The following is a 26,353-nucleotide window of genomic DNA, read 5'->3' on the forward strand; positions in this document are numbered from 1 at the left end:
GAAATTTTACTCCAATTTCCAGTATGGGCACTGATGGAATTATTCAAACCGCTCACCCTCGTACTTACGCTCCGATCGTAAAAAAGTATTGCTCCGGGACCGTTTCTTCTATCGGGACAAACTCTGCTTGCGCCCAGCTCGTGTTTGACAAATTGACGTGATCGGCCCAGACCGCCACGCTCCAGTCTCCCTCCTCTGACGGGAGCAGTCCCCAAATAGTTGTATCCGTTTTCTGTTGAGCTGCGAGCGGGTGCTGTACGATATGAATCTGGTCGATCAGATTATGAGATTCGCCGCAGGAAAGCCCTCCGAAACGCTGGATGGCTTCCGGATTTTGCAGCGCATTTGACAGCTCCTGCGCCAATGAACGCTGCTCTCCCTGCCCGCTGCTTTGAATCCCGGCATAAAAGACCAGTCCGGTCAAAACCTCTTGAAAATCCGGCTTGCTGTTCTTATCGCTGGCCATTTTGCGATCTTTAAACCGTCTCATTTTGCGCAGGACAACCGAAGAAGCTGGCAGACCCTCGACCAAAATGGCCAGACCCGTTCCCTTAAATGCGTTGGGATCCGTTTCGCCGATAAACGAGAGGAGCATGCCATAGACAGTGGTAGGTGGAGGAAACGGATAGCTCTCCAGAAACTCCCTCGCCTGCGGAACCGTAAAAGAAGCAATCGGAACCGATACCTTGAGCCATAACGTATCTGCTTGACTCATGTCCAATCCATCGCCTTTACGACGTTTGCGGCTTCCAGTACTCCTTTGTGGACCTTCACTCCGAACTGCTGCAATTGCTCTCTTTCGCCTGCAGCCATTTCTCCTCCGATCACCAGTTCATCCGCAGCAATATCGCCTGATTCCACTCTTTTGATCAAGGTTTGGACAGAGTACAAGTCTCCCTCGGGCTCTGCGACAAACAGGATACGCGGCGCAGGGTCATGTGTAATCCGGAAAACGGCAAGCTGCGGACTGAAGTCGAACAAGAACCGGGACTGATTTCCCCCTACGTAATGCAAGGAGGCCAGCGCTTCGACAACCAGCGCGATCCGCTCTTTTCTTTTTAGTTGTCGGGGTGTCAGGGAAATGCTGTACTGGTAGCTGGTTGCGTGCATTTCTGTACCATATAATGAGGTATTCGTCTTTACGCCCCCTTTTGAATTAAAGCTGGTTTCTCCCAGAAAGGGCAGCAGGGAAACAGCGCGCGATACTTCCAGTGCCCCCCGGCGCACTTTAGCAGCCCCTTTTTTCTTCCCTTTGGAATCCTCACTGCTGTCTGATTTCGGAGCCTTGGCATCCATATAGCCCAGCACATCGTCATCAATGTACAACTCGCCTTCATCGGCAAAAGATTCATCTTTCCATTGATAGGTTTGTCCATCATAGACCCGGTTGACGAGGTATGCTTCATCGCCTGTCCGTTCGTATTGCTGCTGCCAGTAGTATCGGAGCGCAAAACGAATCGCCTCTGCTGACACCGTTGTGTACAAATCGTTTTTCCACATAATCTTTTGCAGGGTTGTGATGTTGCCCTCCGTCTCTCCCCGATTGTTTGCCGCGATTCCGATATGAGTGACAAATGTCGCATGCAGATGTTTAGTCATGCTTTATTCCTCCCCTTGGTCCAAATATTTTTCGGTTTCCTTGCCACGATACGAGGCCAATGCCAGCAAGCATAGGTCCTTTCCTTCCCGCCAATCCGCTTCGCAGGCAAGCAACAGCAATTCGTTTTCGCTCCTCGTGCTATCCGCGGGGACACTCGGTCTCGTTCTTGTAACAAAATCCATCAAATTTTCCCGAAACTTCTCCTGGGTACGGCAGTTGACAAACAGTTGGCGCATTCGCTCGTATTCTCGTTTAAAAAACGTACTTAGGTCACCGCCCGCATGCTTGGCTTCGTTACTCACCTTTCCAAAACGGTTGCGGATCGCAGAATGCATCAAGCCGACAAATTCTCTTCTGCTCTGTTCTTTCCAGATCATTTTTTCCTGTACCAATTCTCCCAGCCTCCTTTGCCAATAGATCATGCTTTTTCGCCGTTCGTCCGTCATATACGCAGAAATTCCCCGGTACCATTCATCGTTTCCAAGCACCAGATTGTCGGCGATTTGGCCCAAAAACGGGCAGTAGACGAAATGTGTGCCCTTTCCCGCTCGATGCAGCTTGTCATGGGCAATTTGATATTTTTGTACGGTTTCCTCAGACAGGCATGTGCTGGAAAACAATGCTGTCCGTGTTTTTTGCTGGGCTGACCAGCTAACGGTACCAAACCGTACTACCGTAAAATCACAAGACAATCGTCTGAGCTTTGGGGTATTTTGCAAATGAAGCAGCATGGCCGCCTGCAGCGCTGCCTCTTTTACTCCCTGGACGCGAATAAGCGGAACCTTCCCGGATGCTCTCTCGCTGCCTGTCCGCTCATAAAATCTGAGGAGCAAGTCAACAAACGAGCGTAACTGGCGAGGCCGTGGCACCGCTACCAATGTCTGTGTCCGCTTGTCCCGCTCTCCATTGGACAATCCGGCGTGCCCTTGGAAAAAGAGACAACCCAGAGGCGCAAACAGCAGAAGAAAAAACTTTTCGGGACTTTCCTTTAAACCGGTTTCTTGCACGGCGTTATGCTTGACGATTCCGCCGGGAAGTGCCCAGCCCGCTATATCCATGCTTTTTTGTTTGGCAACTGCCTCCGCAATTCTCTGACACGTCGCCTGGTCGCGATGGATAAAGTCTCTTAATGGCAAATAGCTGTACTCCAGTTTTTTCTCGTCTAGCGGACTATTCTTTTCTTTTTGTTTCCCCTCTGCCTTCCGCGCACTGGGATGCTGCAAAAAACTGCCCAGATACAACTTCTGCAGTTCCGCTTTCTGAAAAGGGCCCCAACTTTCCAGAACAGGAAAGTCAAACAGGCCATCATCATTCAAGCGGTACACAGCCTGGAGCAGACTATGCAGCGATTCTGCTGTAGGCTGAAAACCGGACATTGAAAGTTTCTGTTCGTCATATTCAAATGAATCCAAAGCCGCGGGAAGTGCATTCCATTTTCCCAGCATGACCAGACTGGCGGTCAATCCGGCAAGCCCTGCCCGATGATATGGTCCCATCCCGGGATCATTCAACCTGAACTCTTTCCACTCTTGCATCCCTTTACCATCCCTCCCCGCTTCTCGTCATAGTCGATCACTTCATCCGGCACAATGTACACATGACGCCATTTCATCCAGTCACCCCGCGGGAGCTTCCCTCGATTTACCGGAAGAACATACTCCATGATTTTGGAGCGGCTGGCTTGCTTTCTTCCGCCTGTCTTTTCAAAATCGCTTTTGACGATCACATCGACCAGCGAAGACTCATCACGCAACGAGCCTGTCAACGTTTCCGGAAGCTCTTCCCACCCGGATAGCATTTGCCTGACTTCCCGTTTTTTCGTGTTCATCGTCGCCAGCAGGATTGACAAATCTGCCTGCGAAAGAGGTTTCTCCGCATTCTCCCGCAGGATTTTCTCTGTCAAGTAAACATCATCACGTTGCTTCTCATACGGACTTATACTCTCGGGCATCCAGAAATAGGCTCTACCTGGAGAATCCCCAGGCTTTGCAGTGCGATTTAATCTGCCTAAACGCTGTATCACCGCAGAAAACGGAGCGATCTCGCTCATAAGTACATCGCAGGAGACATCAAAACTCATTTCCGCGATCTGCGTCGTAATGGCGCAAATACCTCTCCTCCCGCGAAACGCTTCTACGATCTCCTGCTGCCTGGCCAAACGGTCCCGGTACTTGAAACGCGAATGATAGCAAAACAACTCGGCCCCGGGGGTTTTGTCTGCCGCTTCTTTCTTTAGGGTTTCATACAGGTCCATCGCCCTGTCTGTCGTATTCACGATGATGAGAACATTTTCGTTTCGGTTCAGCGCTTCCCACAGCTTTTCCTTCGGCAATGATGGCCCTGCATGCAACCGGTAGCGAGGGATGCTTTGATGAAGTTCGGGGCCCTTGCACCAGGCAGCTCTCCTCCCTTCGTTTTCAAGCTCGCGAAAGAGGCTTTGCAATGCCTCCCGCCGTTCTTGTTGCAATGAGGCTGTCATGAGCAATATAGGCAGATCGAACTCTTTTAGAAAGCGGAGGAACGAAGCAAAGAGGTTTTCGTCGTAGCTATGGATTTCATCGAAGACGATTGCCGACTGGAGAATATGTGGAAGCACACAAAGAGAAGAGTAATAGAGCTGCGTCAAACCAATAACAGTATCGACCGTACAGATGGTCACCGGCTGCAATAAATGTTCCAACGCGCGAAATGCCCCTTCTTTTTGGCCATCCTTTTGATTGAGCAGCAATTCAAAATCAATGTCGGCCCGGGAATGGTGCAGCTTTTTGCCCGCAGATTGCAAATATTGCTGATAGTCTGCATAGCCTTGGGTGGCCGTGGCGGTAGTCGGGTAAGCGAAACAGAGAAACGGGCGGTTTACTTTTTTGGCCCACCGGTAGGCCGCAATCGTTTTTCCGCTCCCGCATCCTGCTTCACAGACCGTGATCTCGTAGGTTGCAGCCGCTTCTACCGTTTCCTGAAACTGCGTAATCTCTGGAGAATACGTATTGACCTTTGCCAGTTTCTTTTGAATCATGTCGCCCAGTTCATTTTGAAGTGGGATTCCTGAAAAGATGTTTCGGATGTCTACACTCTTCCTCTCAACCCAATCCCCTCTAGACAATGATCTGACTGATCCCAAGGCGTCAGCGGCGATAAGTATTCCCCTGATGATCGAGCACAATTTCCGTTCAGAAGCACTCAAACCGACCGCATTCTCCTTCCATTCGCAAATGACCTTTTCTTCGTAATCACCCGCAAATAAACGGCTCCTGGGGAAACTGGAGAGGGGCTGGCTCCAATCCACTGGCTCTCCCAAGGTACGGTCGATTAGCTTCCTGACGTCATCTGCCCTCCTGTGCAGAAGATACAGCTTCAATTCACCCGAACCGTAATACGTCTGCTCGCCATCCGGGAATCTCAAGTGATGTCCAAGGATAGCAGCTTTGACAGCAAGCATTCCCCACATCGTATCCCCGATGTATTGCTCTACAGCCCGAAGCAATGGTTCATAATTTTCCAACATCCAGCAAGACAACAACTCGTGCCGAACTACCTGAGGGCCTGCATCTTTACCTTCTATTAGGTTTACGAAATCTCCTGACAATTTTCCAAGGTCATGAAGCAGAGCCGCGACCCGAACCACTCTTTTGATTGGTTCGAGCTTGTCCTCTTCCAACTGACACACTTGCAGTATTGCCCAGCCGGTCTTTTCGACAATGATCTCGGCTGTCTCCACGACCTGCTCCAGATGCCCTGCTACTGTGGCAGCATACAGGTCGTGTTCTGAGCTTGTAAGACTCTTGGCTAAAAAGGGGGGTTCAATCCCTGGCATCGTCTTTCCCTCCAGCCGGAACAAATAGGCCGCATCCGTATTTTCTCCGGCCAGAAAGAGGCTGCGATTGTACGATCACGGATTGTTCGTCCGTCAATCCTGCAATCCGGATGCCAAAACCGGTAATTTTCTTGCCGTGTATTCGGACAATCCTTCTCCGCAGCGGGGTTATGTCCAGATGAGCTGACTCCTCTCCCAGTAGGTCGAGCAGCTTGCTTCTGAGATTGGAGACGGCTTTTTCTTCATCTATTGCATTTCTCATGACAAATAAGCGGCAAAACAGTGTTCCAGCCGGGCGAATCATCATTAACTGCGGGACGCCAAAGCGTATATGATCGTTGCGGAGCTGAACGGCTTTTCCCGCCAGAGGGAGTACCATGGGGATTTGGGATGCGTCACATTGAACAAAGAAATAACTTTTGCGGCTAAGCCTCAATCGCTTGCCAAGCGCTCTTTCACCAAAAATCGGGGATATCGCGATCTGGTCTTGCTGATGAATTGCCGGTGCAATAGCAGAAATCGCTCCGTACAAGGATTCGGAGTGATCCGTATCAATCTCTTTTCCTGAAATAATCGGCAGCTTGACCCTGATCGCGGCAGGCGTTATCATCCTGATATTTCACCTCCAAAATGTTTTAATTGTTTTGTAAGTGGGTTAAATTGCTATCACACAGAATGCTACCATTTCTGGAAACAATAGGTCAATTGTATTATTACCTTTTTCTTACTCTTTTGTTAAAGTAAAGCTCTTCACCGTAAAACGTGCTTGATCTCCCTCTATCGCAGTTTTTCGTAGTTATGTAGCCGGTTTACACTCCAGTCTAATGCGAATCTTGAATCTCTCTAGATTGCGGTAGCCGTAGGCTCTTCGTTTGATCACCTTCACTTTGTTGTGTGTCCCTTCAATCTTGGCATTCGTTACCCGAAAGGAGAAATAATTCTGAATGGGCTCTCGCCACTGGACAATCGTTTTGGCAATGGAACGAACCGCAGGAGTCGGAGAATAGAGATGGTCGTCAATCCATTTCTGAAGTGCTTCCTCGCCTGCCTCTTGGGTTTGAACGGCATACACGGTTCTTATGTCTTGAAGCGCAAAGTAGAGTCGTTTGAGGTGTGGATCTTCTGCTAACCAATTCTTCAGTTCCTGAAGCTCTTCGGGCTTCAGCTTGTCAGGGATCGTATGGAGCAGGCGTTGCTCATGTCTGCCCCGACGATGTGTTCCACGAGCATGAGTGCGTTTTCGGGTAGCTTCCAACGCTTTCGAGAAAAGCTGGATCACGTGAAATTTATCTGCTACCACAAGGGTATGCTTCCAGACTTGGCGTACTGTTTCAGCCATTCCTGGAGCCAAATCCGTGACAACTACATGGGGAGCCTTACGAAAGGGCCATTGCTGCAGGGCGTTTCGTACCTGTTCACGTGAACGTCCTTCTGTGACTTGCCAGATATGACCGGTTTGAGCATCCATGAGGTTCACGCCGTACTTATGTCCTTTTTGCAACGCAAACTCATCCAGACAGACCACTTCAGGAGCTTCATGTTCTTTTGGTTGAGCAAGGCGTTGGGGGGCCAGTTGGTAGTACCAGCGTTCGAGTGTCGAGTAGGCCACACTCAATTGCTTGGCAACCGAGAGCAAATCCCGGCCGCGGCACATATCCACCGCCATCTCTTGAAAAGCAGAGGTGACCAATCCTCGAGGCGGGATACCGTTCCATTCCACTGTCCATGTAAGCCCACAACTCGCACAGCGCTGGCGATACACGGGAACGGATACCCAGACGGTCCCCCAAGAAGGAACGAAACGATGACGAAGAATACGCCGTCCAGGACGGGCATGGTTGGTACTGGCTCGGAGACAGATCGGACAAAGATAACAAGCAGAATTCGGTTCCAGAACAGCGATCCAATCCGTTTCCGTTGTTTTTTCCCAATGAGTGAGATGGAATGATGGAAGTCTGACAAAGTCTGTGCTAAAATCAAGGCACAACGCAGATTTCCTCCTTTTCAGTGGTTGTCTCGACAACTCCCACGATAGAGGAACATCTGCGTTTTTTCAATGTCTAGCACGGGTTATGGTGATGAATCTAAAGTAAATAAGAACAGAAACCTGAGGCGTTTAGAACTTTTATTTGGTATGTAAAATGATCGAGCCAAGCAGTGATGCCTCATGACGCCACCAAAACAAAGCCTCCTAGCCAACCGGCTAAGAGGCCTGCTTCTTTATCCGTACATCTCCACCCCCGCCCTGCCCGGCTCCAGCATATCTGCCAATGCCCGGTACAAATTCGGCGGGTGCTCGGCAAGGCGGTGGCACAAGTACAAATACCACTCGGTGCCATAGGTGACATACAGGCGTATCGGGATTCCTCCTTCGAGCAGTGCGCGAGCCGCCTCTTCCCGTACACCGAACAGCATTTCCAGCTCCACGTAGGCATCGCCCAGATACCCCCGCTCCAAAACCGCTTTTACAATCTGATCGTCGTGGGTAGCGATGGACAGCGGGTGACCTGCACGAACGATTTGCTCTGCCAGCGACAGATAGCGCTCCCGCAGCTCGGCGGAGCGGGGCAGAGCCACTTCCGGTGCTTCCTTAAACGCGCCCTTGACCAGCCTGATCTTTCCCGGCAGAGCGAGCAGACGCGGAAGATCGTCGATAGTGCGGTGCAAATGGGACTGCACCGTGATACCGATGTTGTGCATACGGCTGGCGAGCTGCTCGTACACGCGGTAAATGGCCGAGGTCTTGGCCGATTCCTCCATGCTGGTCATCACATACTGGCCGTGCTCTTTGGCACATCGGGCCAGTTCTTCGGCATTCTCCAATGCCAGCTTTTCATCGACCAGAAGTCCGATGTGGGAGAGGTCGAAGCAAATGTCGGCGGACAAGCCTTGCTGGCTGCTTTCTTTGATCAGCGCGAGAAATTCGTCTGTGGCCCGGCGGCATTCTTCCGCGTCAGCCGTGTTTTCCCCGATGAACTCCAGCGACTGCCGGTAGCCGAGCTCCCGCAGTCGGACCGCCGCCCTGACTGCCTCGCTCCCCTGTTCTCCAGCCACATACCGTTTTGCCGCCGAATAGAGAATCCGGTACAGCCAAGGAGTCCGCATGACGAAGTCTTTCATGTCCGGATCGCGGGCGATTGTCCGCAAAACGTCTGCGGCTTTTTGTTCGTCGGACAAGATTTCCGGCGAGCCCTTCTCCGTCAATGTGGACGAGAGCCCCAGGCGAGCAGTTACTTCTCCTTTTCCCGGTTGATTTTGATTCTCTAACTTTTGTTTCTCCATCTTCCGTTCCTCCCTCTCTTCGCTTTTCTCCCACACGATAACATGCTAATCTGGCTAGGATTAGGTCCACTTTTCATCGATATGGACAGTACCACTTTGCGAAGGAGAGGGCTTGCCATGCTCTGGATCAACATTGACCGCACTCAGCCGATGCCATTGTTCCGCCAGTTGTACGCGGACATTCGCGGCAAAATTCTGAAAGGAGAGCTGCGTGCCGGGGAACGGCTTCCCTCGACGCGGAAGCTCGCGGAAGAGCTCTATGTCTCCCGCAATGTCGTCCTGGAGGCATACGACCAACTGCTGGCCGAAGGGTATCTGGAGGGACGGCCGGGCTCCGGTCATTATGTGGCTCCCGGTATTGATCTGTCGCTGCTTACGCCGCTTCTTCCGCCCGGCCTTCCTTTGTCTGGCAGGGTCACGGGGCAACGCGGACCAGAGACGCCAGAGAGAGTACTAGAAAATGATGACCGGGCATTCCCATCGGCAACGATTCGAATTTCACTGGATGGGAGCGACTCGGCAATTGGCCGAACTTCTCCAGGTGTGAGCGACTCTGCAATTGATCGAACTTCTCCGGGTGTGAACGATTCAGCGGCTGGTTGTACTGCCCTGTATGGGAGCGATAAAGCAATCGGCCACCCTTCCCCAAATACGATCGACTTCCGCTCCGGTGTCCCTTGCCTCGATCGCTTTCCCCGGGCGCTTTGGGGAAAAATCATGCAGCAGGTATGCCGGGAAGCTCCGCTCGACGCCTTTGGCTATGGACGTCCCGAGGGGCAGGCGGAGCTGCGCGCGATCCTCAGCCGCTATTTGTTCCGCACGCGCGGTGTGCAATGCCGTCCCGAGCAGATCGTGATCACGTCCGGGGCGACCCAGGCGTTCGTGCTGATCGCCAAGGTGCTGCTTTCCAAAGGCGCTAGCGCCGTGATCGAGGACCCGATTACCCGCGATATCCAGACGATCTTTGCCCAGACCGGGGCCGCGCTGCTCCCAGTGCCGGTCGACCAGCACGGGATGATGACGAATCTTCTCCCTGCCGATGCGCAGCCGCGCTTTGTGCTGGTCACGCCCTCCCACCAGTTTCCTTTGGGCGGCACACTGCCGATCCAGCGGAGAATCCAGCTGATCAGGTATGCGGGCGAGCGCGATTGCTATCTCGTCGAAGACGACTACGACAGCGAGTTCAGGTACGACAGTCCGCCTGTCCATTCGCTTCAGGGGCTGGCCGGAGAACGGGTCATCTACATCGGCTCCTTTAGCAAAATTCTCTCTCCGGGACTGCGCATGGGGTATCTCGTGCTGCCCCCTTCTTTGGTGGAACGGTATCAGGCGGCAAAATGGTTTACGGATCTGCACACGCCTTCACTGGAGCAATTGGCATTGGGAAGGTTTGTGGAGGAAGGCCATCTGGAGAAGTACATCAGCCGGGTAAAAAAGCTGTACAAGCGCCGCCGGAGAGCGCTATGCGACGCGCTCCAGGCTCATTTTCCCGGACAGGTGGACATTTGGGGGGCTTCGACCGGACTGCATATTGTCGCTTCTTTCTCTGGCAAAGCGTTCACTGAGGCGAGTTTGTCGGCTCTTTTGCAAGCAGGCGTCCGGGTTTATCCGGTCGAGGAGCATGCGATCCAAAAAGGGCGACATCTGGACAAGGTGATTATCGGGTACGGGAATTTGCCGGAGGAGGACATTGTGGAGGGCGTATTGCGGATGAAACGGGTTTTGGGCTAGGAGTGGGCTTTGCTCTGAAAACTGGCTACGGATTAAAAATAGGGTCTGGGTGGAGCCAAAAAATGACCCACCCAGACAAGTTTCGACTTCAATTACTTTTCTTCAACGCTCTCTACTGTCCATTCTTTTGAGGACTCATTGGCACTAAGGGATTTTGCGTTTCCTTTAAGTGCTAATTCAATTTTAACTGTCTTACCTTTTCCTTCATCATGCTGGAACAAAATAATGACTTTCGATTTATCATCATTAACAAGCATAAGCGGCATCATGTCTCCCACTTTTGAATGCTTCTCCATCGCTCCAAGCATCGCATCATAAAAGCTTGTTTTCTCTTCGTCACTGAGCGTCTGAGTCAAGTGAATCCGGTCGGCATAGTCAATCTTAGTCCATTGGCTATCATCAATCTCGTAGGTTTTTAACGCATCTTCCCATGAACTTTCAATTTTTTTGTTGATTTCTTCGGGACGATAGTCACTCATCTTTTCCTCTTTCTTCATTTCAACCTTTTCTTTTTTCGCATTTACAGGCTCAACACCATAAAAGCCTCCAAAAGCAACACCCGACAAAACAGCAAATGTGAACATAGACGTTATTACTACATTCCGTTTTTTCATTTCATTCCCCTCCATGTTCTAATTACTATAATCTCTTGATTCGTCAAAGACTGAATCGGCATCATCACTTGACCACCATATTCTATGAGCTGCCGTTGTCTATTTTTGTAAATATTTCCCATGATCCCTTATAAGTAAGACGAAGAATTCTTCATTATGTTTCATGGGATACGGATGCCGCTTGTGTCACGTGTAGTGGCAATGGAATTAACATACTCTTTTCAAAAGATATATCGGTACTTCAGAATTGGAAGGGGACTTACTAATAGTACCGATTGTAGCCATAAACGGAGGGCAGACCATGCGGGTAACCTTTCAAAATAAAAGGCCACCTGATTGAGCAGCCCCTCTTCCTTTACAGCTTTTCTACTTCCCATCCCCACTTGCCTGCACTGCCGCCCCGTTCACAAAGCAGGAAACTACCTCAAGCTCCAGCTCCCCCGGCTGACGGCCAAGAGCGGCGGTTAATCCTGACATGATGGCCTCGCGCTCTCCATCTGTGTCCTCCGCAAGCTAACAGACTAGCCCCAGCAGCTCCGCATAGCCCTGATATTCCGCTTTGGACATCGGCATTTCGTGAGACAGGACATACCAGTCGGCATCGTACTTCTCCAGCTTCGAAAGCAGCGCCCTTGTTTTGGCTTCCGTGTAGCGACCATACAAGTCCGCGTACAGACAATCTCCCAAAAACAAGACCTTCTCTTCCGGGATAAAGACGACCGATGAATCCGAGGAATGATCGCCACCAACATGTTCGACTACGACGCGGATGCCGCCGAGGTCAGCCTCCCAGCTCCCTTGAAAGGTGATCTCCGGCAGTCGGATCGAGATATTGCGCTCGGCGCCGTACTCCTTTTTGATCATCTCGGCACAGAAAGCAAACCCGCTGCTTTTATCCTTCCATTGGTCGATGGCTTCATCTGTCCAGGCGAGAGGAACCAGCTTCTCCAGAACGGCTTTCGTTTTTTCATGGGCAACCAGCTTTGCCCCGATCCGTTCACCGCCAAACGTGTGATCCCAGTGCCAGTGAGTCAAAACGGCAACAGACGGTTGCGATAATCCGTGCCGTTCCAATTCCTTCAGAAACAGCTCCGCATGGGCAGGAGAGTTTCCTGTATCGAGCATTAAAGTCTGTTTCGTCCCGGAAATAGCTGCGAGAATCGGCCGATCTGTTCGCTCATCCGGTGGCAGAAAATGAATGCGGTCAGTCAGACATCTCAAGTGTCGGCATTGTTCCACCAGCTTTCTCCCTCTTTCCTTTCCATTTTTAAGGAAAATCTAGCTGTCTCCATAACGGTACCACGTTTTTCCGCATCCAGATTCACCACTTTTTTACAACCTGGTGAAAGTCAGAAAGAACGAGAACTGCGAAAAAAAGCGGCAGATCCTTCCCGTCTACCGCCCTTCCCCTTCTCCTCCCGCCTGATTTTGCTGCATCCACACTGCCAGCTGCAGCGAGACGGCGTCATGAAAAACCTGCGGATCGTAGCCGGTGCGCTCTTTGATTTTTGTCAAACGGTAGATGAGTGTATTGCGGTGGACATACAAATGTTTGGCTGCTTCGCCGATGTTCAGGTTGCTGGCAAAAAACGCCTCCAGCGTTTCGATCCCCTTCGGCGGGAGATGGGCAAATACGCGATCGAGAAATTTTTGTTTGGCCTGGCTGTCCATCCGCTTGATCAGCGCCTTCGTCTCGATATCCAAATAAGAGGTGATGCCCTGCTCCTGGCTTCCCAAGAGCAATGCCAGCTTTGCCTCTTCAAGCGACATGCCGATTTTCCCCGTCTCTGTCACCTGCGAGCCCAAACCGATCTTGAACGGGATCTCCTTTTGCCGCAAAAACAGTTGAATGGCTTCCAGCTTTTTTATGACTGTGCCTTCCTCCAGACCGGAAGTGAGGATGAACAACCGGTTTACGCTGCGGAATCCGACCAGCCATTTCGTTTCGCCGATCAGTTGCTCGACTTTTTGAATCAGCTCCTGATTTTGCATCGGAATTTCACGCATCTCGATGAGAGAGACCTGGAAAGGCTCCTCCAGTTTCATTTTCAGCAGGGCCAGCCTCTGCTCGACGGATTCTTCCTGAATCTCCCGCTGGATCAGCTCTTCAAAAATCATTTCCTTCAGCCGTTGCTTCCACTCGAGCTGGGAGGCCAGAAAGGACTGGTTGATCATCATCTCCGTAATCATTTTGACAAGCTCCCCAAACTCGCGGATCTCATCTGGCTCCCCCGTGATGCCGATGACACCGATCAGCTTGTCCTGAAAGACGATCGGCAGATTGATCCCCGGGCGCGCGCCTTTGTACTGGCGCTCATTGCTGCGGGTGATCATCAGCGGCTTGCCTGTCCGGATGACATCGGCAGCTCCCTCGTGGATTTCACCCACACGCGAAGCGTCTCCCGAAGCGATAATCGTTCCGGTATGGTCCATGATGTTGATGTTGCGGTTGAGGCGGTTCATCGTTTCGCGTACGATCTGTTTGGCAATCTCATAGGTCAGCATACTCAAATCTTATCCTTCACACATCGATTAAGCCAGCGCTTATTTATAATAAACAAAATTATGCGATAATTTGCACAGGATTTTTATGGATGGTAACCGATGATTTCGCGAATGCCCCTTCTCTATAATGAAAAGCAAGTTATGAAAGCGCTTTACAAAGGAGTGGAACGTCAGCGTGAAGGTTGTGATTGCACCCGATTCATTCAAAGGAAGCTTGTCTGCATTTGACGCTGCCCTCGCCATTGAAACAGGCATCAAAAAGGTTCGCCCCGAAGCCCATACCGTTCTGGTACCGGTCGCAGACGGCGGAGAAGGCACGATGGAAAGTCTGGTCGCAGCGACCCGGGGACGCAAGGTACAGGTCACTGTCACAGGCCCCTTGAACACGCCGGTGGATGCCGCCTACGGAATTTTGGGAGACAACGTCACCTGCGTGATCGAGATGGCGAGCGCGTCCGGCCTGTACCTGGTCCCGGCGGAGAAAAGAAACCCGCTAGTCACCACGACATACGGCACGGGCGAATTGATCAGACAAGCCCTGGATGACGGCTGCCGACGATTTATTCTCGGGATTGGTGGAAGCGCTACCAATGACGGCGGCATCGGCATGCTGCAAGCCCTCGGCATGAAGCTGCTCGACGCTGAGGGACATCAGGTCGGATTTGGCGGTGGCGAGCTCGAACGGATCGAGGTGATCGATGACAGCGGTTTTGACCCTCGCATACGCGAAGCGGAGTTTTTGATCGCCTCCGACGTCCAAAATCCGCTGATCGGTCCGGACGGGGCCTCCCACGTGTTCGGTCCGCAAAAAGGGGCCACTGCCGAGATGGCGGAAAGACTCGATCAATCCCTCCGCGCGTGGGCAGATCTGGTGAAGTCCAAAACCGGCATCCGGCTGCATCAACGGGCAGGGGCAGGCGCTGCAGGCGGAATCGGCGGTGCATTTCAAGCCTTCTTTCCTTCGTCCATGAGACGCGGTATCGACATCGTGATCGAGTACACGCAGCTTGACAAGCATTTGCAGGATGCCGATCTCGTCCTCACCGGGGAAGGACAAATTGACTTTCAGACAGCATCAGGAAAAACTCCGATGGGTGTAGCGCAGGTGGCCCAGAAACGCGGCATACCCGTTTTCGTTTTGGCAGGCTCGATCGGACGCGGTATCGATACCCTTTATCAGTACGGCATTCATAGCATTCATAGCATACTAAACGCGCCGATGTCCCTGCAGGAAGCGATGGAGCGGGCACCGGAGCTGCTCACACAGACGGCAGAGCAAGTATTCCGGACGTATCTGGCCAGGCAAAACCACAACTAAGCGTACAAGGGGGATTGTTGAATGAAAATCAAACGGACCATCGAAAAGGTACCCGGCGGATTAATGGTTGTTCCGCTGCTGCTCGGCGCCTTGCTGAACACCATTGACCAAATGCACATACCCGTTGTCATGGACTTTTTGAAATCCCTTGGGGTTGCTGCGACCAAAGACGGCCATTACGAGTTTTTGCGCATCGGCGGATTTTCCGAGGCCCTCTTTAAAAACAGCTCCATCATTCTGATCGCCCTGTTCCTGTTCTGCTGCGGCAGCCAGATGAATCTGCGGGTCGGCGGAACGGCGCTGAAAAAAGGCGTGCTGCTGACTGCCTCCAAGTATTTTACCGGCGTGATCATCGGCTTTCTGTGGGGAAAGCTGTCCGGCGACATGATGAACGGCTTCCTCGGCCTGTCGGCGATGACGATTATCGCCGCGATGACCAACGGAAACGGCGGGATGTATGCCGCCCTTACGTCCCAGTACGGGAATCGCTCTGACGTCGGCGCCGTTGCGGTCCTTTCGCTGAATGACGGTCCTTTCTTCACCTTGATGGCGCTGGGCATGATGGGTGCGAACTTCCCCTTCATCGCGTTTATCGCTGTACTGCTGCCGATCGGCATCGGCATGCTGCTGGGCAACCTCGATCCCGAAATGCGCGACTTCCTGAAGCCGGGCGAGCTGCTGCCCGTTCCGTTCTTTGCCTTTTCCCTCGGTGCCGGGATGGACTTTGCCACCTTCCTGAAAATCGAGGTGCTGCTCGGCGGCTTGGCGCTCGGCTTCATGACGACCATTTTGACCGGTTCTACAGGCATGCTGGTCTTCAAGCTGTTCCGCGAAAAAAGCCATATTGCCCCCGTAGCGGAAGCATCGACTGCAGGCAACGCCGTCGGAACGCCGGCAGCCATCGCGGCAGCCGCAGCCGTAGCCGCCGGTTCCGGCATGATGTCCGCCGCAGATGCACAGGCCTATCAAAATCTGGTGGAAATCGCGACCGCCCAAATCTCCATCTCCACACTGACTACGGCGATCCTCTGTCCTATCGGCGTGATCCTGGTCGATACGTGGCAAAAGAAGCGAGGTATCAACGGAAAGCTGGAAACCCACGAGATATCAAATACCATCCACACGTAACATCTAGTACATCCATGTATGCGTGTGCTGCCCCTGACAGACGTCAGGGAGTTTCACCTTTCGGATCAAGACAATCATGACAAATACGTGTTGAAAAGGAGAGAGCCATGAAAACGACATTGTTGTACGGCAAGCACGGACTGGAAGTAGAAGTGCCTGATCACTCCCTCATCCTGGAGCCAAAAAATCTTCCCGGACTGGCGGACGAGGAAGCAGCGGTACTGGAAGCGCTCCGCAATCCGATCGGAAGCGCCCCTCTCCGCGAGATGGTTAAAAGCACAGACAAAGTGGCGATCGTGATCAGCGACATCACCCGCCCTACTCCCAATCACAAGCTCGTCCCCTGGCTGTTGAAGGAGCTGTCCCATGTGCCGCTGGAAAATTTCGTCGTGATCAACGGCACGGGCACCCACCGGGACCAGACCAGAGACGAATTCGTCCAGATGCTGGGCGACTGGGTAGTCGAACATGTACGAGTCATCAACCACCATTGCCATGAGAAGGAGGAGCTCGTCAAGGTGGGCGAAAGCCGCTTTGGCTGCGACGTCTACCTGAACAAGGAGTACGTCGAGGCCGACTTTAAAATCGTCACCGGCTTTATCGAGCCCCATTTCTTCGCCGGTTTTTCCGGCGGGCCCAAAGGGATTATGCCGGGCATTGCCGGAATCGAGACCATCCTCACGTTTCACAATGCCAGAATGATCGGCGATCCGCTGTCCACCTGGGGCAATATGGTAAACAATCCGGTGCAGGACATGACGCGGGAGATCAACAGCATGTGCAAGCCCGACTTCATGCTCAACGTCACCCTGAACCGCGAGAAGGAAATCACCGCCGTCTTTGCTGGCGAGCTGTACGAAGCGCATGACCGGGGCTGCGCTTTCGCCAAGGAGCACGCCATGATCCGCTGCGACCACCGGTTTGATGTCGTCATTACCTCCAACTCGGGCTACCCGCTCGATCAAAACCTGTATCAAGCGGTAAAAGGGATGAGCGCGGCGCACAAGATCGTCAAGAAGGGCGGCACGATCATCTGTGCCTCGGAATGCTCCGACGGCCTGCCCAATCACGGCAACTACGCCGACATCCTGAAAATGCGCAAGACACCGCAGGAAATCCTGGACATGATCAATGATCCTTCGTTTAAAATATTCGATCAGTGGCAGGTGCAAAAGCAGGCGGTGATCCAGGTCTGGGCCGATGTGCACGTCTACTCCACGCTCTCCGATGAAGATGTGAGGATGGCCATGTTCGCCCCGACCCATGACATCGAGAAGACCTTGGAAGAGTTGAAGGAGAAGTATGGAGAAGGCATGACGGTGGCTGTGCTCCCGCTCGGGCCGTTGACGATTCCGTATGTGGAGGAAGACGATCATCTGCAAACCGTTTTTTGATTTTTGACTGTTTAGACAAATAAAAAGTGGAAATAGTAAGGATAGGGGAAATTTCCCTATTCCTTTTTTTGTTTGCCGTATTTTGGCTTACCTACAAGACTGATGGGAGAACGGAGGCGGCTGGACGTGGAACAATGCGGTTCTCTTCGCAAAGAGCCGCTGCAGGCTTGCCTTGATGCGAATCTAAAGCGGATCAGGGAAATAAGCGGGGGCAGCACTGACATTATCATACGAGAAGTCAGAATTGGCCGATCAGAAATAAAAATGGCCATTCTTTACACGGAAGGGCTCGCCGATAAAAAAGTGATCACTGATTTTATTCTGGAATCTTTGATGCTTGCGATCAAAGAAACGGAGATTGATCTCAAGATATCCGACCGTTCGCATGTGTCTCGTGTTTTGCGGGATTTTGCACTTACCGTCTCCGACACCAACGAAGTCTCTGATTTTGATGGCTTGTTTGCATTCCTGCTATCGGGAGATGCTGTCATCCTGGTCGATGGTTCTCCCTGCGGGATCGCGGCAAGCTCCAGAGGATGGAAAGACAGAGGAGTTTCAGAGCCCGCCGCACAGACAGTTGTACGCGGCCCCAGAGAGTCTTTTACCGAAACACTTCGGACCAATACCGCTTTAATCCGCAGAAGGATCAAAGACCCTCATCTCTGGCTGGAAACGATTCAAATCGGCCGAGTGACGAGAACCGATGTAGCCATCATGTACATCAAGGGGATTGCCAACGAGAAGATCGTGCAGGAAGTGCGAGACAGGCTCAAGCGAATCGACATTGACGGAATACTGGAAAGCGGGTACATTGAAGAGCTCATCCAGGACAAAACGTTCACTCCTTTTCCCACTGTACATAATACTGAGCGGCCCGATGCGGCGGCGGGTTTGTTGGAGGGCAGGGTCGTGATCTTAGTCGATGGAACCCCTTTCGTCCTCATGGTCCCCGCTCTGTTTGCACAATTTCTTCAAGCGAGTGAAGACTACTATCAACGTTGGGATTTTGCCACTCTAATCCGCCAGATCCGCTATATATCGCTGTTTATATCCCTGCTTGTACCTTCCATGTATATTGCTATCACCACCTTTCACCAGGAAATAATCCCACCCCGCCTGCTCATAAGCTTGGCATCGCAGCGCGAGGGTGTACCTTTTCCCGCTTTTGTGGAAGCGCTGCTTATGGAAATTACCTTTGAAATCCTCCGCGAAGCAGGCGTCAGAATGCCGCGGGCGATCGGTCAGTCCATATCGATCGTCGGAACATTGGTCATTGGTCAAGCCGCGGTAGAAGCGGGCATCGTCTCTCCGGCAATGGTCATTGTCGTCGCCATTACAGCCATTGCGAATTTCGTCATCCCGGCATTCAGCGTGGGAATTTCGATTCGGATGTTGCGCTTCGGCCTTATGGCCTTGGCGGCATCCTTTGGTCTGTATGGCATCATCCTGGGCGTCATTGTCATCGTTCTCCATCTGTGCAGCCTGCGCTCCTTTGGAGCTCCGTACATGAGTCCATTTGCTCCTTTTCATCTGGCTGAACAGAAGGATACGCTTTTCCGCTTGCCGCTATGGGCATTGTTTTCACGTCCGAGAGCGATCAGTCAAAACGATACCATTCGCGAAAACAACGAGCATCCACATCCAGAATCCAAGCAAAATTCTTAAGAGAGGGAGCGATTCGGTTGCGTAAACCTATTACCATGGCATGCCTATTCCTGCTGCTTCTCGTTGTTTTGACCGGATGTTGGAACAGAAGGGAATTAAACGAGCTGGCAATCGCTGTTGCCATGGGGGTTGACAAGAAAGACAACGACTATCTGGTATCCATCCAAATTGTGAATCCCGGCGCGGTGGCAGCACAAAGAGCCGGTACGGACACCGCTCCCGTAATTACCTACTCTACACAAGGGACGAGTATTTTTGAAGCATTGCGAAGAACAACGACAAAATCGCCCCGCAAAATTTACTTGTCCCATATGCAAGTAATTGTGCTGGGCAAAGAGGTAGCCGAAGAAGGAATTGCAAAAGTGTTGGACTTTCTTTCAAGAGACCACGAATTCAGAACCGATTTTTTTCTCGTTGTTTCAAAGGATGCAACCGCCGAAGAAATTTTGAAAACCCTGACTTTGCTTGAAAAAATTCCTGCCAATAAAATGTTCCATTCTTTGCAGTCGTCAAATACTGCCTGGGCGGCAACAGGAAAAGCGACCCTCGACAAGTTGATATCGGACATGACCAGCGAAGGGAAGCATCCGGTCCTGACTGGCATTACACTTGACGGAGCGAAGGATATTGCCGGGACCAAAGAAAATATGCAGCGAATAGACTCGCGCGCTCTCTTGAGGTACGAAGGATTGGCTGTGTTTAAAAAAGACAAGCTCGTAGGCTGGCTCAATGAGGAAGAATCCAAGGGATACAATTACATTCAAAATGAGGTAAAAAGCACAGCAGAATATGTTGCTTGTCCCAATGGCGGAAATATAGCGCTGGAAATCATCCGCACCAACAGCGAGATGAAGGGAAAAGTCGTGCGAAAAAAACCGGAAGTAGCCATCGAAGTCCGCGTGGAAGCAAATATCAGTGAAGTACAATGCAATATGGATTTGGCCAAGGACAAAACGATTCGGGGCCTTGAAGCGAAAGCGGCGGAAAAAATAAAGGGATTTATGCAGCAAGCCATTTCAAAAGCTCAGCATAAGTACAAAGCGGATATTTTCGGGTTTGGGGAAGCTGTTCACCGGGCGGAGCCGGGATTTTGGAAGAAGGCAAAACAGAATTGGGATGAGGAATTTGTCGGCTTGGATGTTGACATGCGTGTAGATTTCAACATCCGGGGCCTTGGCACGATCAGCAATTCGTACTTGGAAACGAAAGAGGAGTAGATCAACATGTTGAAAGCTGCAGCCATCATTGCGGTGGGAATGATCATTGCCTGCATGGAGGTGCCGGCTTTAGTCAAAAACAGGTTCGTCAAGGAAGCATGGGCATTTTCCCTCTTGTTAACGGCCGGGATCACGCTCGGTGTCCTCCAAGTGCTGCATGTGCCGGTTCCGAGTCTTAGCGAAATGATTACCTTTATTTACAAACCGGTCAGTGACGGGATCCTGTCTCTATTTAAAGAGTAACAGCCTTTTCTCCAATTGTTCATTCCAGCAAAGACAATGGCAGAAATGAGAGGTGAGTACCATGCTGGAACAAGGAAAAATCAACATACGTCAATTGACGGTTCTTGTGATTGCCTTTACGATGGGCACCTCCTTTTTGCTGGGACCGTCTCCATTGGCGCTGGAAGCGAAACAAAACGCCTGGATCGCAGCCATTATCGGTATTGTTATCGATTTGGTGTTGATTGTTATGTATGTTGCTTTGGGAAATCTGTTTCCATGACCTTGGCCCAATACAGCGAGAAAATTTTGGGAAAATGGCCGGGAAAATTGATCTCCTTGTTGTTTTTCTCATTTTTCATTTTTCTTTCGGCACTGATGGTTCGTGATCTGGGAAACTTCATCGTGTCAAACGTGATGCCTGAAACCCCCGTAGAAGTTATACTGATTTCCTTCAGTATGGTGGTTGTGATCGCAACGCGATACGGACTTGAGGTCATCGCCAGGACCACGGAAATATTTTTTCCCTGGATATTTGTGTCTCTGCTTTTTCTGACCTTCACACTGCTGCCGGAAATCGAGATCAACCAATTGGAGCCTGTTACGGAAGGCGGAATAAAGCCGCTGCTTGGAGCGGGGATACAATTTTCAAGTCTGCAAGAATTCGTCTGTTTTCTGATGTTGCTCCCGTTTGTCAATCGCCCGAAAAAAGTTCTGCATTCACTCTTGCTGGGCGCTGCCGCGGGTGGTGTCATTTTGATCATCATAACGGCTTTATGCATACTCGTTCTTGGCTCGGATTTTACAGCGAGAAATATTTATCCGTCCTTTGTGCTGGCCAAGAAAATCAGTATAGGCAACTTTTTGGAGCGTGTGGAAGTGCTTTTGGCTGGCGTTTGGTTTTTGTCCATATTTATCAAAACGACGATTACCTTTTATGTTTCGGCGTTGGGACTGGCTCAAAGTCTTGAGTTGAGGACCTATAAGCCATTAACGGTGCCTTTGGGCGTCTTAATGGTCGCACTATCCGTTTTGGCTTACCCGAACATTACCAAACTCCTTGAGTTCGTACCAAAAATTTGGTTTTCTTATGCGTATACGTTTCTGTTGCTGCTCCCTTTATTGTTGCTGCTGGTGGCCTTGATCCGGGGAAAATCCGAAGCGCCTCTTTCCATGGAGCAGAAGGACTAAGGACCAACGCACGATTCGTTGGGAGTCCATGATGTTCCGTCCATGCATGTTCCATCCACTCAGTACAGTCCTAAGCCCAAAGCTTCTGTACTGATTCCCGACCCTATTCATCGCTGCTTTCACGCTCTTCCGCCACCATCTGTTGAAACAACTGCTGAAACTCCCGTGACGCCCGAAAAACATACTGGCTGTCCTCAAATCGAAGCTTCAGATACGATCCGTCAGAGGCGACCCGAAACTCCAGATGTTTGAAGCGGTTGTCCCTGTTATCTGTATCCTGAAACAATTTTAGCTCGTATTCCTCATCCATCCGCTCCCGCAGAGGCAAGCCCTCGATGTAGCGGGATTCCCGCAGAGCGGCATACAGCTTCCGCCCGCTCTCGTCTTTTTCGGTTTTGCTGTAAAAGCGTCGCATGTCCGAACTGGCAACATTCATAGCAAAACCTTTCCCCGTCAAATCCTCATGCAAATAGGTAGACATCTCTGTACGCGGGTACAGCGTGTTTTCGATCCAGTCTGCCACTGGCAAAAAGCCTGCCAGAAACATGATTCCCCCCAGCCAGACGGCCGCAAGCTTCGCCTTCTTGTTTCCATTCGTTCGCTTCACCAGAAGAATGGCGGCGATCAGTCCGAGCGGCATCGAAAGCTGGTTGAACGAAAAACGGAACATCGCAAGCAAGGTATAGCCCATCAGTTTTACAAACAGAAGCGGCTCCCTCTCTTTTGGTGTACGGAACCAGATCAAGGCCAACAGGAGCAGCGTTGTTCCGTACCCGAGCAAACTGACGATCAGCAGGGTATCGCTGCCGTGCTTCATCGTTTCACTCCCCCTCCACTCTCCTTTGCGCTTGCTTGAACGCTTGTTTTTGGCTATGGTAGTACTCGAGGGCACAACCCAGATAAAGAAAGACTCGAGGAGGCTCTGCCGCATGCTGCTGTTGACGGTTGTCACGTTTATCCTCTTGCTTGTTTCCCATATCTTTGTTTATCTTACCATTCAGAAGAAAACGACGACAAAGTCTCTTTCCTTTTTTATCCTTTATATCGCGCTTGCCTGCCCGCTTGTTTTCACCTTGCTCTATGAGCGTTCCAACGACATGGTCGGAGCCAATATCGGCCTCGGCATCGCCTTTTTGTTCACCTGGGCGGCGATTATCGTGATGTGTGCCGTGGGTTTCTTCCGGTTTATCAAAAAGCATATGAAACAGGATGAGATATAGCGGCCATATCTCCCGGAAACGCATTACTGGGAGGCCGCGGAGTCTAGCTGTTTCCCCGCAAACAGACGGTAAAAAAACAAGGGATACAAGAGCAAATACAGATTGGGGAGCCACCAGGCGGGATCGAAGTCCCCTTTGAACCCCCAAAAGGCGATGGCTTGCAGGCCGGAGCAAAAGGTCAGGACGAGCGAAACTTGCGCCATGGGACGCCAGTTTCGGTTTGCATGATAAAAATACAGACTCGTCAGTCCCGTAATGGAAATGAAAAGATCCAGGGGAAAAAACGACAGATTCCAGGCCACCATCAGCGGATTGGCGTAATCCGGATAGAGGTACTCGGGAGGGAGCCATTCGAGGAAGACAATGCTCCAGTAAACGAGAAAGCCGACGTCGGTCAACCAGAAAAAAGGTCTTAGCGCTTTCATTTCACGCATACCTCCCCGGAGACATCCGCGAGGCCCTCCGCTGTGCCTGCGATTTGCCCGGTGGTACCTGCGATTTGCCCGGAGATACCCGCAACTTCCAAACAAATGGCGCCAGACAAGTCCACCCACCTCATCGCTGCCCCTCCTTTTTCCCGCCGCCCGCAATCCCGTGCAGCAATATCTCAATCATCGCGTCCAGGGCATCTGCCATCGTCATGTTTGTCTCCTCTACGACCTGGCGATCCACCAGATGCTCAAGCGATCCGATATACATATGAATAAAGACGGGAATGCTCACCCGCTGGAATGTTCCCTCGGCCATTCCCCGCTCAAGAATATTCCGCACATGCTCCCACTCGTTTTGAAGACAATCCTCAACAAGCGCCCACTGCTCGGGGTAGTACCGCTTGAGCTCGTACCACAGACGGATATGGGTGCTGCCAAAGCCGCTGGGGACAAGTGCCAGCAAAAGCTTCAGTTTTTCCGTCAGATCGATGTCCGTACGCCCGATAATCTCGGCTTCCTTCTGCTGCAGCTCTTTGACTCCGCGCTCAATGATCACGGAGATCAGTTCTTCTTTGGAGGAAAAGTACCCGTACAGCGTTTTCGTGCTCATCCCCGCTTGCCGTGCAAGCTCCGCCATCGTAAACTTGAGCCCTTTGGTGTGGATTTCCCGAATGGCCAGCTGAATGATTCTCTCCTGCACGATTCCTGCCCCCTCTCGAAAATTCAGGAAACGATTTTGTTTTTCATATTTTCCTATCAAGGAGCAGTTTACTCCCAAATCAAGCTCTGCGTCAAGATTTGGAAGCAAACTTGGAACACTGCCCCCACCAAACATCGGCCAGTTTGCGGATACCCGGCTCGATTTTCTCCAATTCAATGCCGGAAAAGCCTACGATAAATTCTTTTTCGGTCGTTTCCGTACGAGGCGTCATCCACGTATAGGCTGCTGAGGCGATATTGATTCCGGCCTTCTTCGCCATCCGGGAAAGCTCCCTCTCCTCCACTTGGTGCTGGACTTTCAGCAGTACATGAAATCCGGCGTCCTCTCCGATCACTACAGTCCGCTCCCCCATGTGCTTCCGGACCGCCTGAACCAGCGTGTCGTGCTTTTTCCGATAGACATTGCGCATCCGGCGCACATGCTTTTCGAAATGTCCCTCCCGCATAAACAGCTCCAGCGTTTTCTGATGCAGAGGAGATGAGGACTGCTCCAGCAGCAGCTCTCTCAGCAAAAGGTCGTAGGACTCAAGCAAAGACTCCGGCAGGACCATGTAATAGGTACAAATGGCCGGGGCCAGCACCTGCGAGAAGCCGCCCATATAGATCACATTGGCTCCCTGCACCAGGCCCTGAAGGGAGGGAACCGGCCTTCCGTGATACCTGAACTCGCCGTCATAATCGTCCTCGATAATGTAGGCGTCCGTCTTCTTTGCCCATTCCAGCAAGCGCAGCCGTTTGGCGATCGGCATGATCATTCCCCGCGGATACTGGTGGGACGGCGAAACCGCGACCAGCTCGACGCCGCTCTCTGCCAGCTCGTTTACATTCAGGCCATCCTCCTCCAGCGAGACGGGGATCACCTCATAGCCGTTTTGGCGGAAGGTCGATGCGATCAACGGATAACCCGGATTCTCGACTCCGACGCGGGCCACGCGAGCTTTCAGGAGCAGAGCGAGCAAGGTCAGCAGCCCGTGCTGGTCAGCCCCGATCACGATCTGCTCAGGTGAACACGAGACGCCTCTCAACTGGCGCAGATAACGGGCCAGCTCGGTTCGCAGTCCATACTCCCCCTGGGGGTCTCCGTAAAAAAGCAGGTCCAGGTGTTCATGCCGCAGCACTCTGTTGAACAGCCGCCGCCACAGGGCAAAGGGGAAGTGGGAAAAATCGTTTTTCGAGAGGTGAAAGTCATAGGGGTACGAGGATGCATCCCGATGCTGCAAGCGAGGGACGGTCAATTTTGTTTCCCTCTCCTCTGCTCTCTCCACCTGCTGATCGGCCAGTGGCTGAACGTAGTAGCCGCTTTTTGGCTTGCTGGCGATAAAGCCTTCCGCGACTAGCTGCTGGTACGCCGTTTCCACCGGGGTCGTGCTGAGTCCCAGCAGATCAGCCAGCTTGCGGACAGAAGGCAGCTTGACATGCTCGGACAACGCCCCTGCGATAATCTGCCGCTTTATCTGCTCGTAAATTTGTACGTAATGGGGAATCCGGCTGGAATCGTCCAACTGCGGTGCGAAAAGCATCGGTGAACCTCCATCTGTCCTTTTACTTTTTGCGAAACTGTCCATTTCCAAGTATACACATTTTCGCTATTGTAAGGTATCAAAAGGAGGCATCGAATCATGCATACATCCGCAAACAAGCCTGTCCGGTTCCTCGAAGGCGAACGCGTCTACCTTCGCCCTGTCGAGCTGGCAGATACCGATCTGTACTTTGGCACGCTCTTTCATCCGGAAACCCGCCGACTGACCGGTACACAGCGCAGCTTTACCCGCGAACAGATTCACCGCTACCTCGACGCCAAGTCCCAGGATTCTTCCAACCTGCTGCTGCTCATCGCCCTGCGGGACAATGACGAAGTGATCGGCGACATTGCGCTCCAATCGATCGATCCGGTCAATCGGAATTGCAATATTCGCATCGCCATCAACGAACTGCAGCATCAGAGCAAAGGCTTTGGAAGCGAGGCAATGCGCCTGCTGCTCGGATACGGCTTTGGCATCCTCAATCTTCACCGGATCGAGCTCAACGTGTTTTCCTACAACGAACGAGCCATCCGCGCCTATGAGAAGATCGGGTTTAAACAGGAAGGCGTCCAGCGCGAGGCTCTCTATTACCATCACCAGTACCACGATTCCGTCATGATGAGCATGCTGGCCCGCGAATACCGGGAGAAATACGGGGCTCCCACTCCCCAGGCGTAAGTTTTTTCAAGCTGTCGAAACGATTATATGGCGGGCAATCCAGCGCTCTTTTATGTGGCAATTCAGCTAATTGGGGCTCTGTTGTACAGATATGTTACTT

Annotated in this window: 24 protein-coding genes and 1 pseudogene; 10 read left to right on the top strand and 15 right to left on the bottom strand. The window is 51.8% G+C overall.

All coding sequences use genetic code 11. The features are described 5' to 3' along the window. Positions 1-64: 64 nt before the first annotated feature. The 7 genes from cas5 to NST96_RS23245 form a co-directional block, all read right to left on the bottom strand. Positions 65-715 carry a CRISPR-associated protein Cas5 gene (cas5, locus tag NST96_RS23215; protein ID WP_003389989.1) on the bottom strand — a complete coding sequence of 217 codons (651 nt, stop codon included), beginning with the start codon at positions 713-715 and terminating at the stop codon, positions 65-67. Further along, positions 712-1,599: a type I-B CRISPR-associated protein Cas7/Cst2/DevR gene (cas7i, locus tag NST96_RS23220; RefSeq protein WP_031931659.1), complete on the bottom strand. Its 888-nt coding sequence runs from the start codon at positions 1,597-1,599 to the stop codon at positions 712-714. Before cas7i ends, cas5 begins: the two co-directional genes overlap by 4 nt. Before the next feature lie 3 nt (positions 1,600-1,602). Continuing rightward, positions 1,603-3,135 carry a type I-MYXAN CRISPR-associated Cas8a1/Cmx1 gene (gene cas8a1 / locus NST96_RS23225; protein WP_003389992.1) on the bottom strand — a complete coding sequence of 511 codons (1,533 nt, stop codon included), beginning with the start codon at positions 3,133-3,135 and terminating at the stop codon, positions 1,603-1,605. Next, positions 3,108-5,414 carry a CRISPR-associated helicase Cas3' gene (cas3, locus tag NST96_RS23230; RefSeq protein ID WP_122958380.1) on the bottom strand — a complete coding sequence of 769 codons (2,307 nt, stop codon included), beginning with the start codon at positions 5,412-5,414 and terminating at the stop codon, positions 3,108-3,110. Before cas3 ends, cas8a1 begins: the two co-directional genes overlap by 28 nt. Further along, the gene (gene cas6, locus NST96_RS23235; RefSeq protein ID WP_003389994.1) at positions 5,401-6,024 is read right to left on the bottom strand and encodes a type I-MYXAN CRISPR-associated protein Cas6/Cmx6; all 624 of its coding nucleotides are present in this window, start codon (positions 6,022-6,024) and stop codon (positions 5,401-5,403) included. Before cas6 ends, cas3 begins: the two co-directional genes overlap by 14 nt. Before the next feature lie 186 nt (positions 6,025-6,210). After that, positions 6,211-7,401 carry an ISL3 family transposase gene (locus tag NST96_RS23240; protein WP_172920624.1) on the bottom strand — a complete coding sequence of 397 codons (1,191 nt, stop codon included), beginning with the start codon at positions 7,399-7,401 and terminating at the stop codon, positions 6,211-6,213. 233 nt (positions 7,402-7,634) lie between these two features. After that, positions 7,635-8,696, bottom strand: coding sequence for a proline dehydrogenase family protein (locus NST96_RS23245; RefSeq protein ID WP_251247039.1), 1,062 nt, complete (start codon positions 8,694-8,696; stop codon positions 7,635-7,637). A gap of 117 nt (positions 8,697-8,813) precedes the next feature. On the opposite strand from NST96_RS23245, the gene NST96_RS23250 reads away from it, so the two are divergent. After that, entirely contained in the window at positions 8,814-10,427 is a 1,614-nt protein-coding gene (locus NST96_RS23250; protein ID WP_251237929.1) for a PLP-dependent aminotransferase family protein, read from the top strand. A 92-nt stretch (positions 10,428-10,519) separates the two neighbouring features. Here NST96_RS23250 and NST96_RS23255 read toward each other — a convergent pair whose 3' ends face one another. The 3 genes from NST96_RS23255 to NST96_RS23265 form a co-directional block, all read right to left on the bottom strand. Continuing rightward, complete coding sequence (locus tag NST96_RS23255; protein ID WP_024985548.1) at positions 10,520-11,041, bottom strand: hypothetical protein; 522 nt, start codon at positions 11,039-11,041, stop codon at positions 10,520-10,522. Positions 11,042-11,554: 513 nt separating this feature from the next. After that, complete coding sequence (locus NST96_RS23260) at positions 11,555-12,280, bottom strand: MBL fold metallo-hydrolase (protein ID WP_172920401.1); 726 nt, start codon at positions 12,278-12,280, stop codon at positions 11,555-11,557. Between the two features lie 156 nt (positions 12,281-12,436). Continuing rightward, positions 12,437-13,546, bottom strand: a complete 1,110-nt coding sequence (locus NST96_RS23265) for a sugar diacid recognition domain-containing protein (protein ID WP_122958377.1) — start codon at positions 13,544-13,546, stop codon at positions 12,437-12,439. Positions 13,547-13,721: 175 nt separating this feature from the next. Between NST96_RS23265 and NST96_RS23270 the strand changes: the two genes are divergently transcribed. The 7 genes and pseudogenes from NST96_RS23270 to NST96_RS23300 all read left to right on the top strand — a co-directional run bounded on the left by NST96_RS23270 (position 13,722) and on the right by NST96_RS23300 (position 21,681). Then, the gene (locus NST96_RS23270; protein ID WP_342404799.1) at positions 13,722-14,864 is read left to right on the top strand and encodes a glycerate kinase; all 1,143 of its coding nucleotides are present in this window, start codon (positions 13,722-13,724) and stop codon (positions 14,862-14,864) included. Between the two features lie 21 nt (positions 14,865-14,885). Beyond that, entirely contained in the window at positions 14,886-15,992 is a 1,107-nt protein-coding gene (locus tag NST96_RS23275) for a 2-keto-3-deoxygluconate permease (protein ID WP_003389999.1), read from the top strand. A 107-nt stretch (positions 15,993-16,099) separates the two neighbouring features. After that, on the top strand, positions 16,100-17,386 hold the full coding sequence (gene larA, locus NST96_RS23280; RefSeq protein ID WP_122958375.1) for a nickel-dependent lactate racemase: 1,287 nt from the start codon (positions 16,100-16,102) through the stop codon (positions 17,384-17,386). A gap of 102 nt (positions 17,387-17,488) precedes the next feature. Next, complete coding sequence (locus tag NST96_RS23285; protein ID WP_342404803.1) at positions 17,489-19,051, top strand: spore germination protein; 1,563 nt, start codon at positions 17,489-17,491, stop codon at positions 19,049-19,051. A gap of 17 nt (positions 19,052-19,068) precedes the next feature. After that, positions 19,069-20,268 carry a Ger(x)C family spore germination protein gene (locus tag NST96_RS23290; protein ID WP_003390003.1) on the top strand — a complete coding sequence of 400 codons (1,200 nt, stop codon included), beginning with the start codon at positions 19,069-19,071 and terminating at the stop codon, positions 20,266-20,268. A gap of 6 nt (positions 20,269-20,274) precedes the next feature. Next, positions 20,275-20,511: a hypothetical protein gene (locus NST96_RS23295; protein WP_003390004.1), complete on the top strand. Its 237-nt coding sequence runs from the start codon at positions 20,275-20,277 to the stop codon at positions 20,509-20,511. A gap of 121 nt (positions 20,512-20,632) precedes the next feature. Next, positions 20,633-21,681: pseudogene (locus tag NST96_RS23300) on the top strand (endospore germination permease). Positions 21,682-21,784: 103 nt separating this feature from the next. On the opposite strand, the gene NST96_RS23305 reads toward NST96_RS23300, so the two are convergent. Next, positions 21,785-22,498, bottom strand: coding sequence for a hypothetical protein (locus NST96_RS23305; RefSeq protein ID WP_024985543.1), 714 nt, complete (start codon positions 22,496-22,498; stop codon positions 21,785-21,787). Between the two features lie 112 nt (positions 22,499-22,610). Here NST96_RS23305 and NST96_RS23310 point away from each other — a divergent pair, with 112 nt between their 5' ends. After that, positions 22,611-22,901: a hypothetical protein gene (locus NST96_RS23310; RefSeq protein ID WP_024985542.1), complete on the top strand. Its 291-nt coding sequence runs from the start codon at positions 22,611-22,613 to the stop codon at positions 22,899-22,901. Positions 22,902-22,924: 23 nt separating this feature from the next. Here NST96_RS23310 and NST96_RS23315 read toward each other — a convergent pair whose 3' ends face one another. The 4 genes from NST96_RS23315 to NST96_RS23330 all read right to left on the bottom strand — a co-directional run bounded on the left by NST96_RS23315 (position 22,925) and on the right by NST96_RS23330 (position 25,572). Then, on the bottom strand, positions 22,925-23,326 hold the full coding sequence (locus tag NST96_RS23315) for a DUF5360 family protein (protein WP_024985541.1): 402 nt from the start codon (positions 23,324-23,326) through the stop codon (positions 22,925-22,927). Beyond that, positions 23,323-23,460: a hypothetical protein gene (locus tag NST96_RS23320; RefSeq protein WP_155808075.1), complete on the bottom strand. Its 138-nt coding sequence runs from the start codon at positions 23,458-23,460 to the stop codon at positions 23,323-23,325. The genes NST96_RS23315 and NST96_RS23320 overlap by 4 nt, the downstream gene beginning before the upstream one ends. Continuing rightward, positions 23,457-24,032, bottom strand: a complete 576-nt coding sequence (locus NST96_RS23325) for a TetR/AcrR family transcriptional regulator (protein ID WP_024985540.1) — start codon at positions 24,030-24,032, stop codon at positions 23,457-23,459. Before NST96_RS23325 ends, NST96_RS23320 begins: the two co-directional genes overlap by 4 nt. A 91-nt stretch (positions 24,033-24,123) precedes the next feature. Next, a complete protein-coding gene (locus tag NST96_RS23330; protein WP_172920404.1) occupies positions 24,124-25,572 on the bottom strand; it encodes a PLP-dependent aminotransferase family protein in 1,449 nt (482 codons plus the stop codon). 99 nt (positions 25,573-25,671) lie between these two features. Here NST96_RS23330 and NST96_RS23335 point away from each other — a divergent pair, with 99 nt between their 5' ends. After that, on the top strand, positions 25,672-26,253 hold the full coding sequence (locus NST96_RS23335; protein WP_003390011.1) for a GNAT family protein: 582 nt from the start codon (positions 25,672-25,674) through the stop codon (positions 26,251-26,253). Positions 26,254-26,353 lie beyond the last annotated feature (100 nt).

Source organism: Brevibacillus sp. FSL K6-2834 (genome assembly GCF_038592925.1).
GTDB lineage: Bacteria > Bacillota > Bacilli > Brevibacillales > Brevibacillaceae > Brevibacillus > Brevibacillus borstelensis.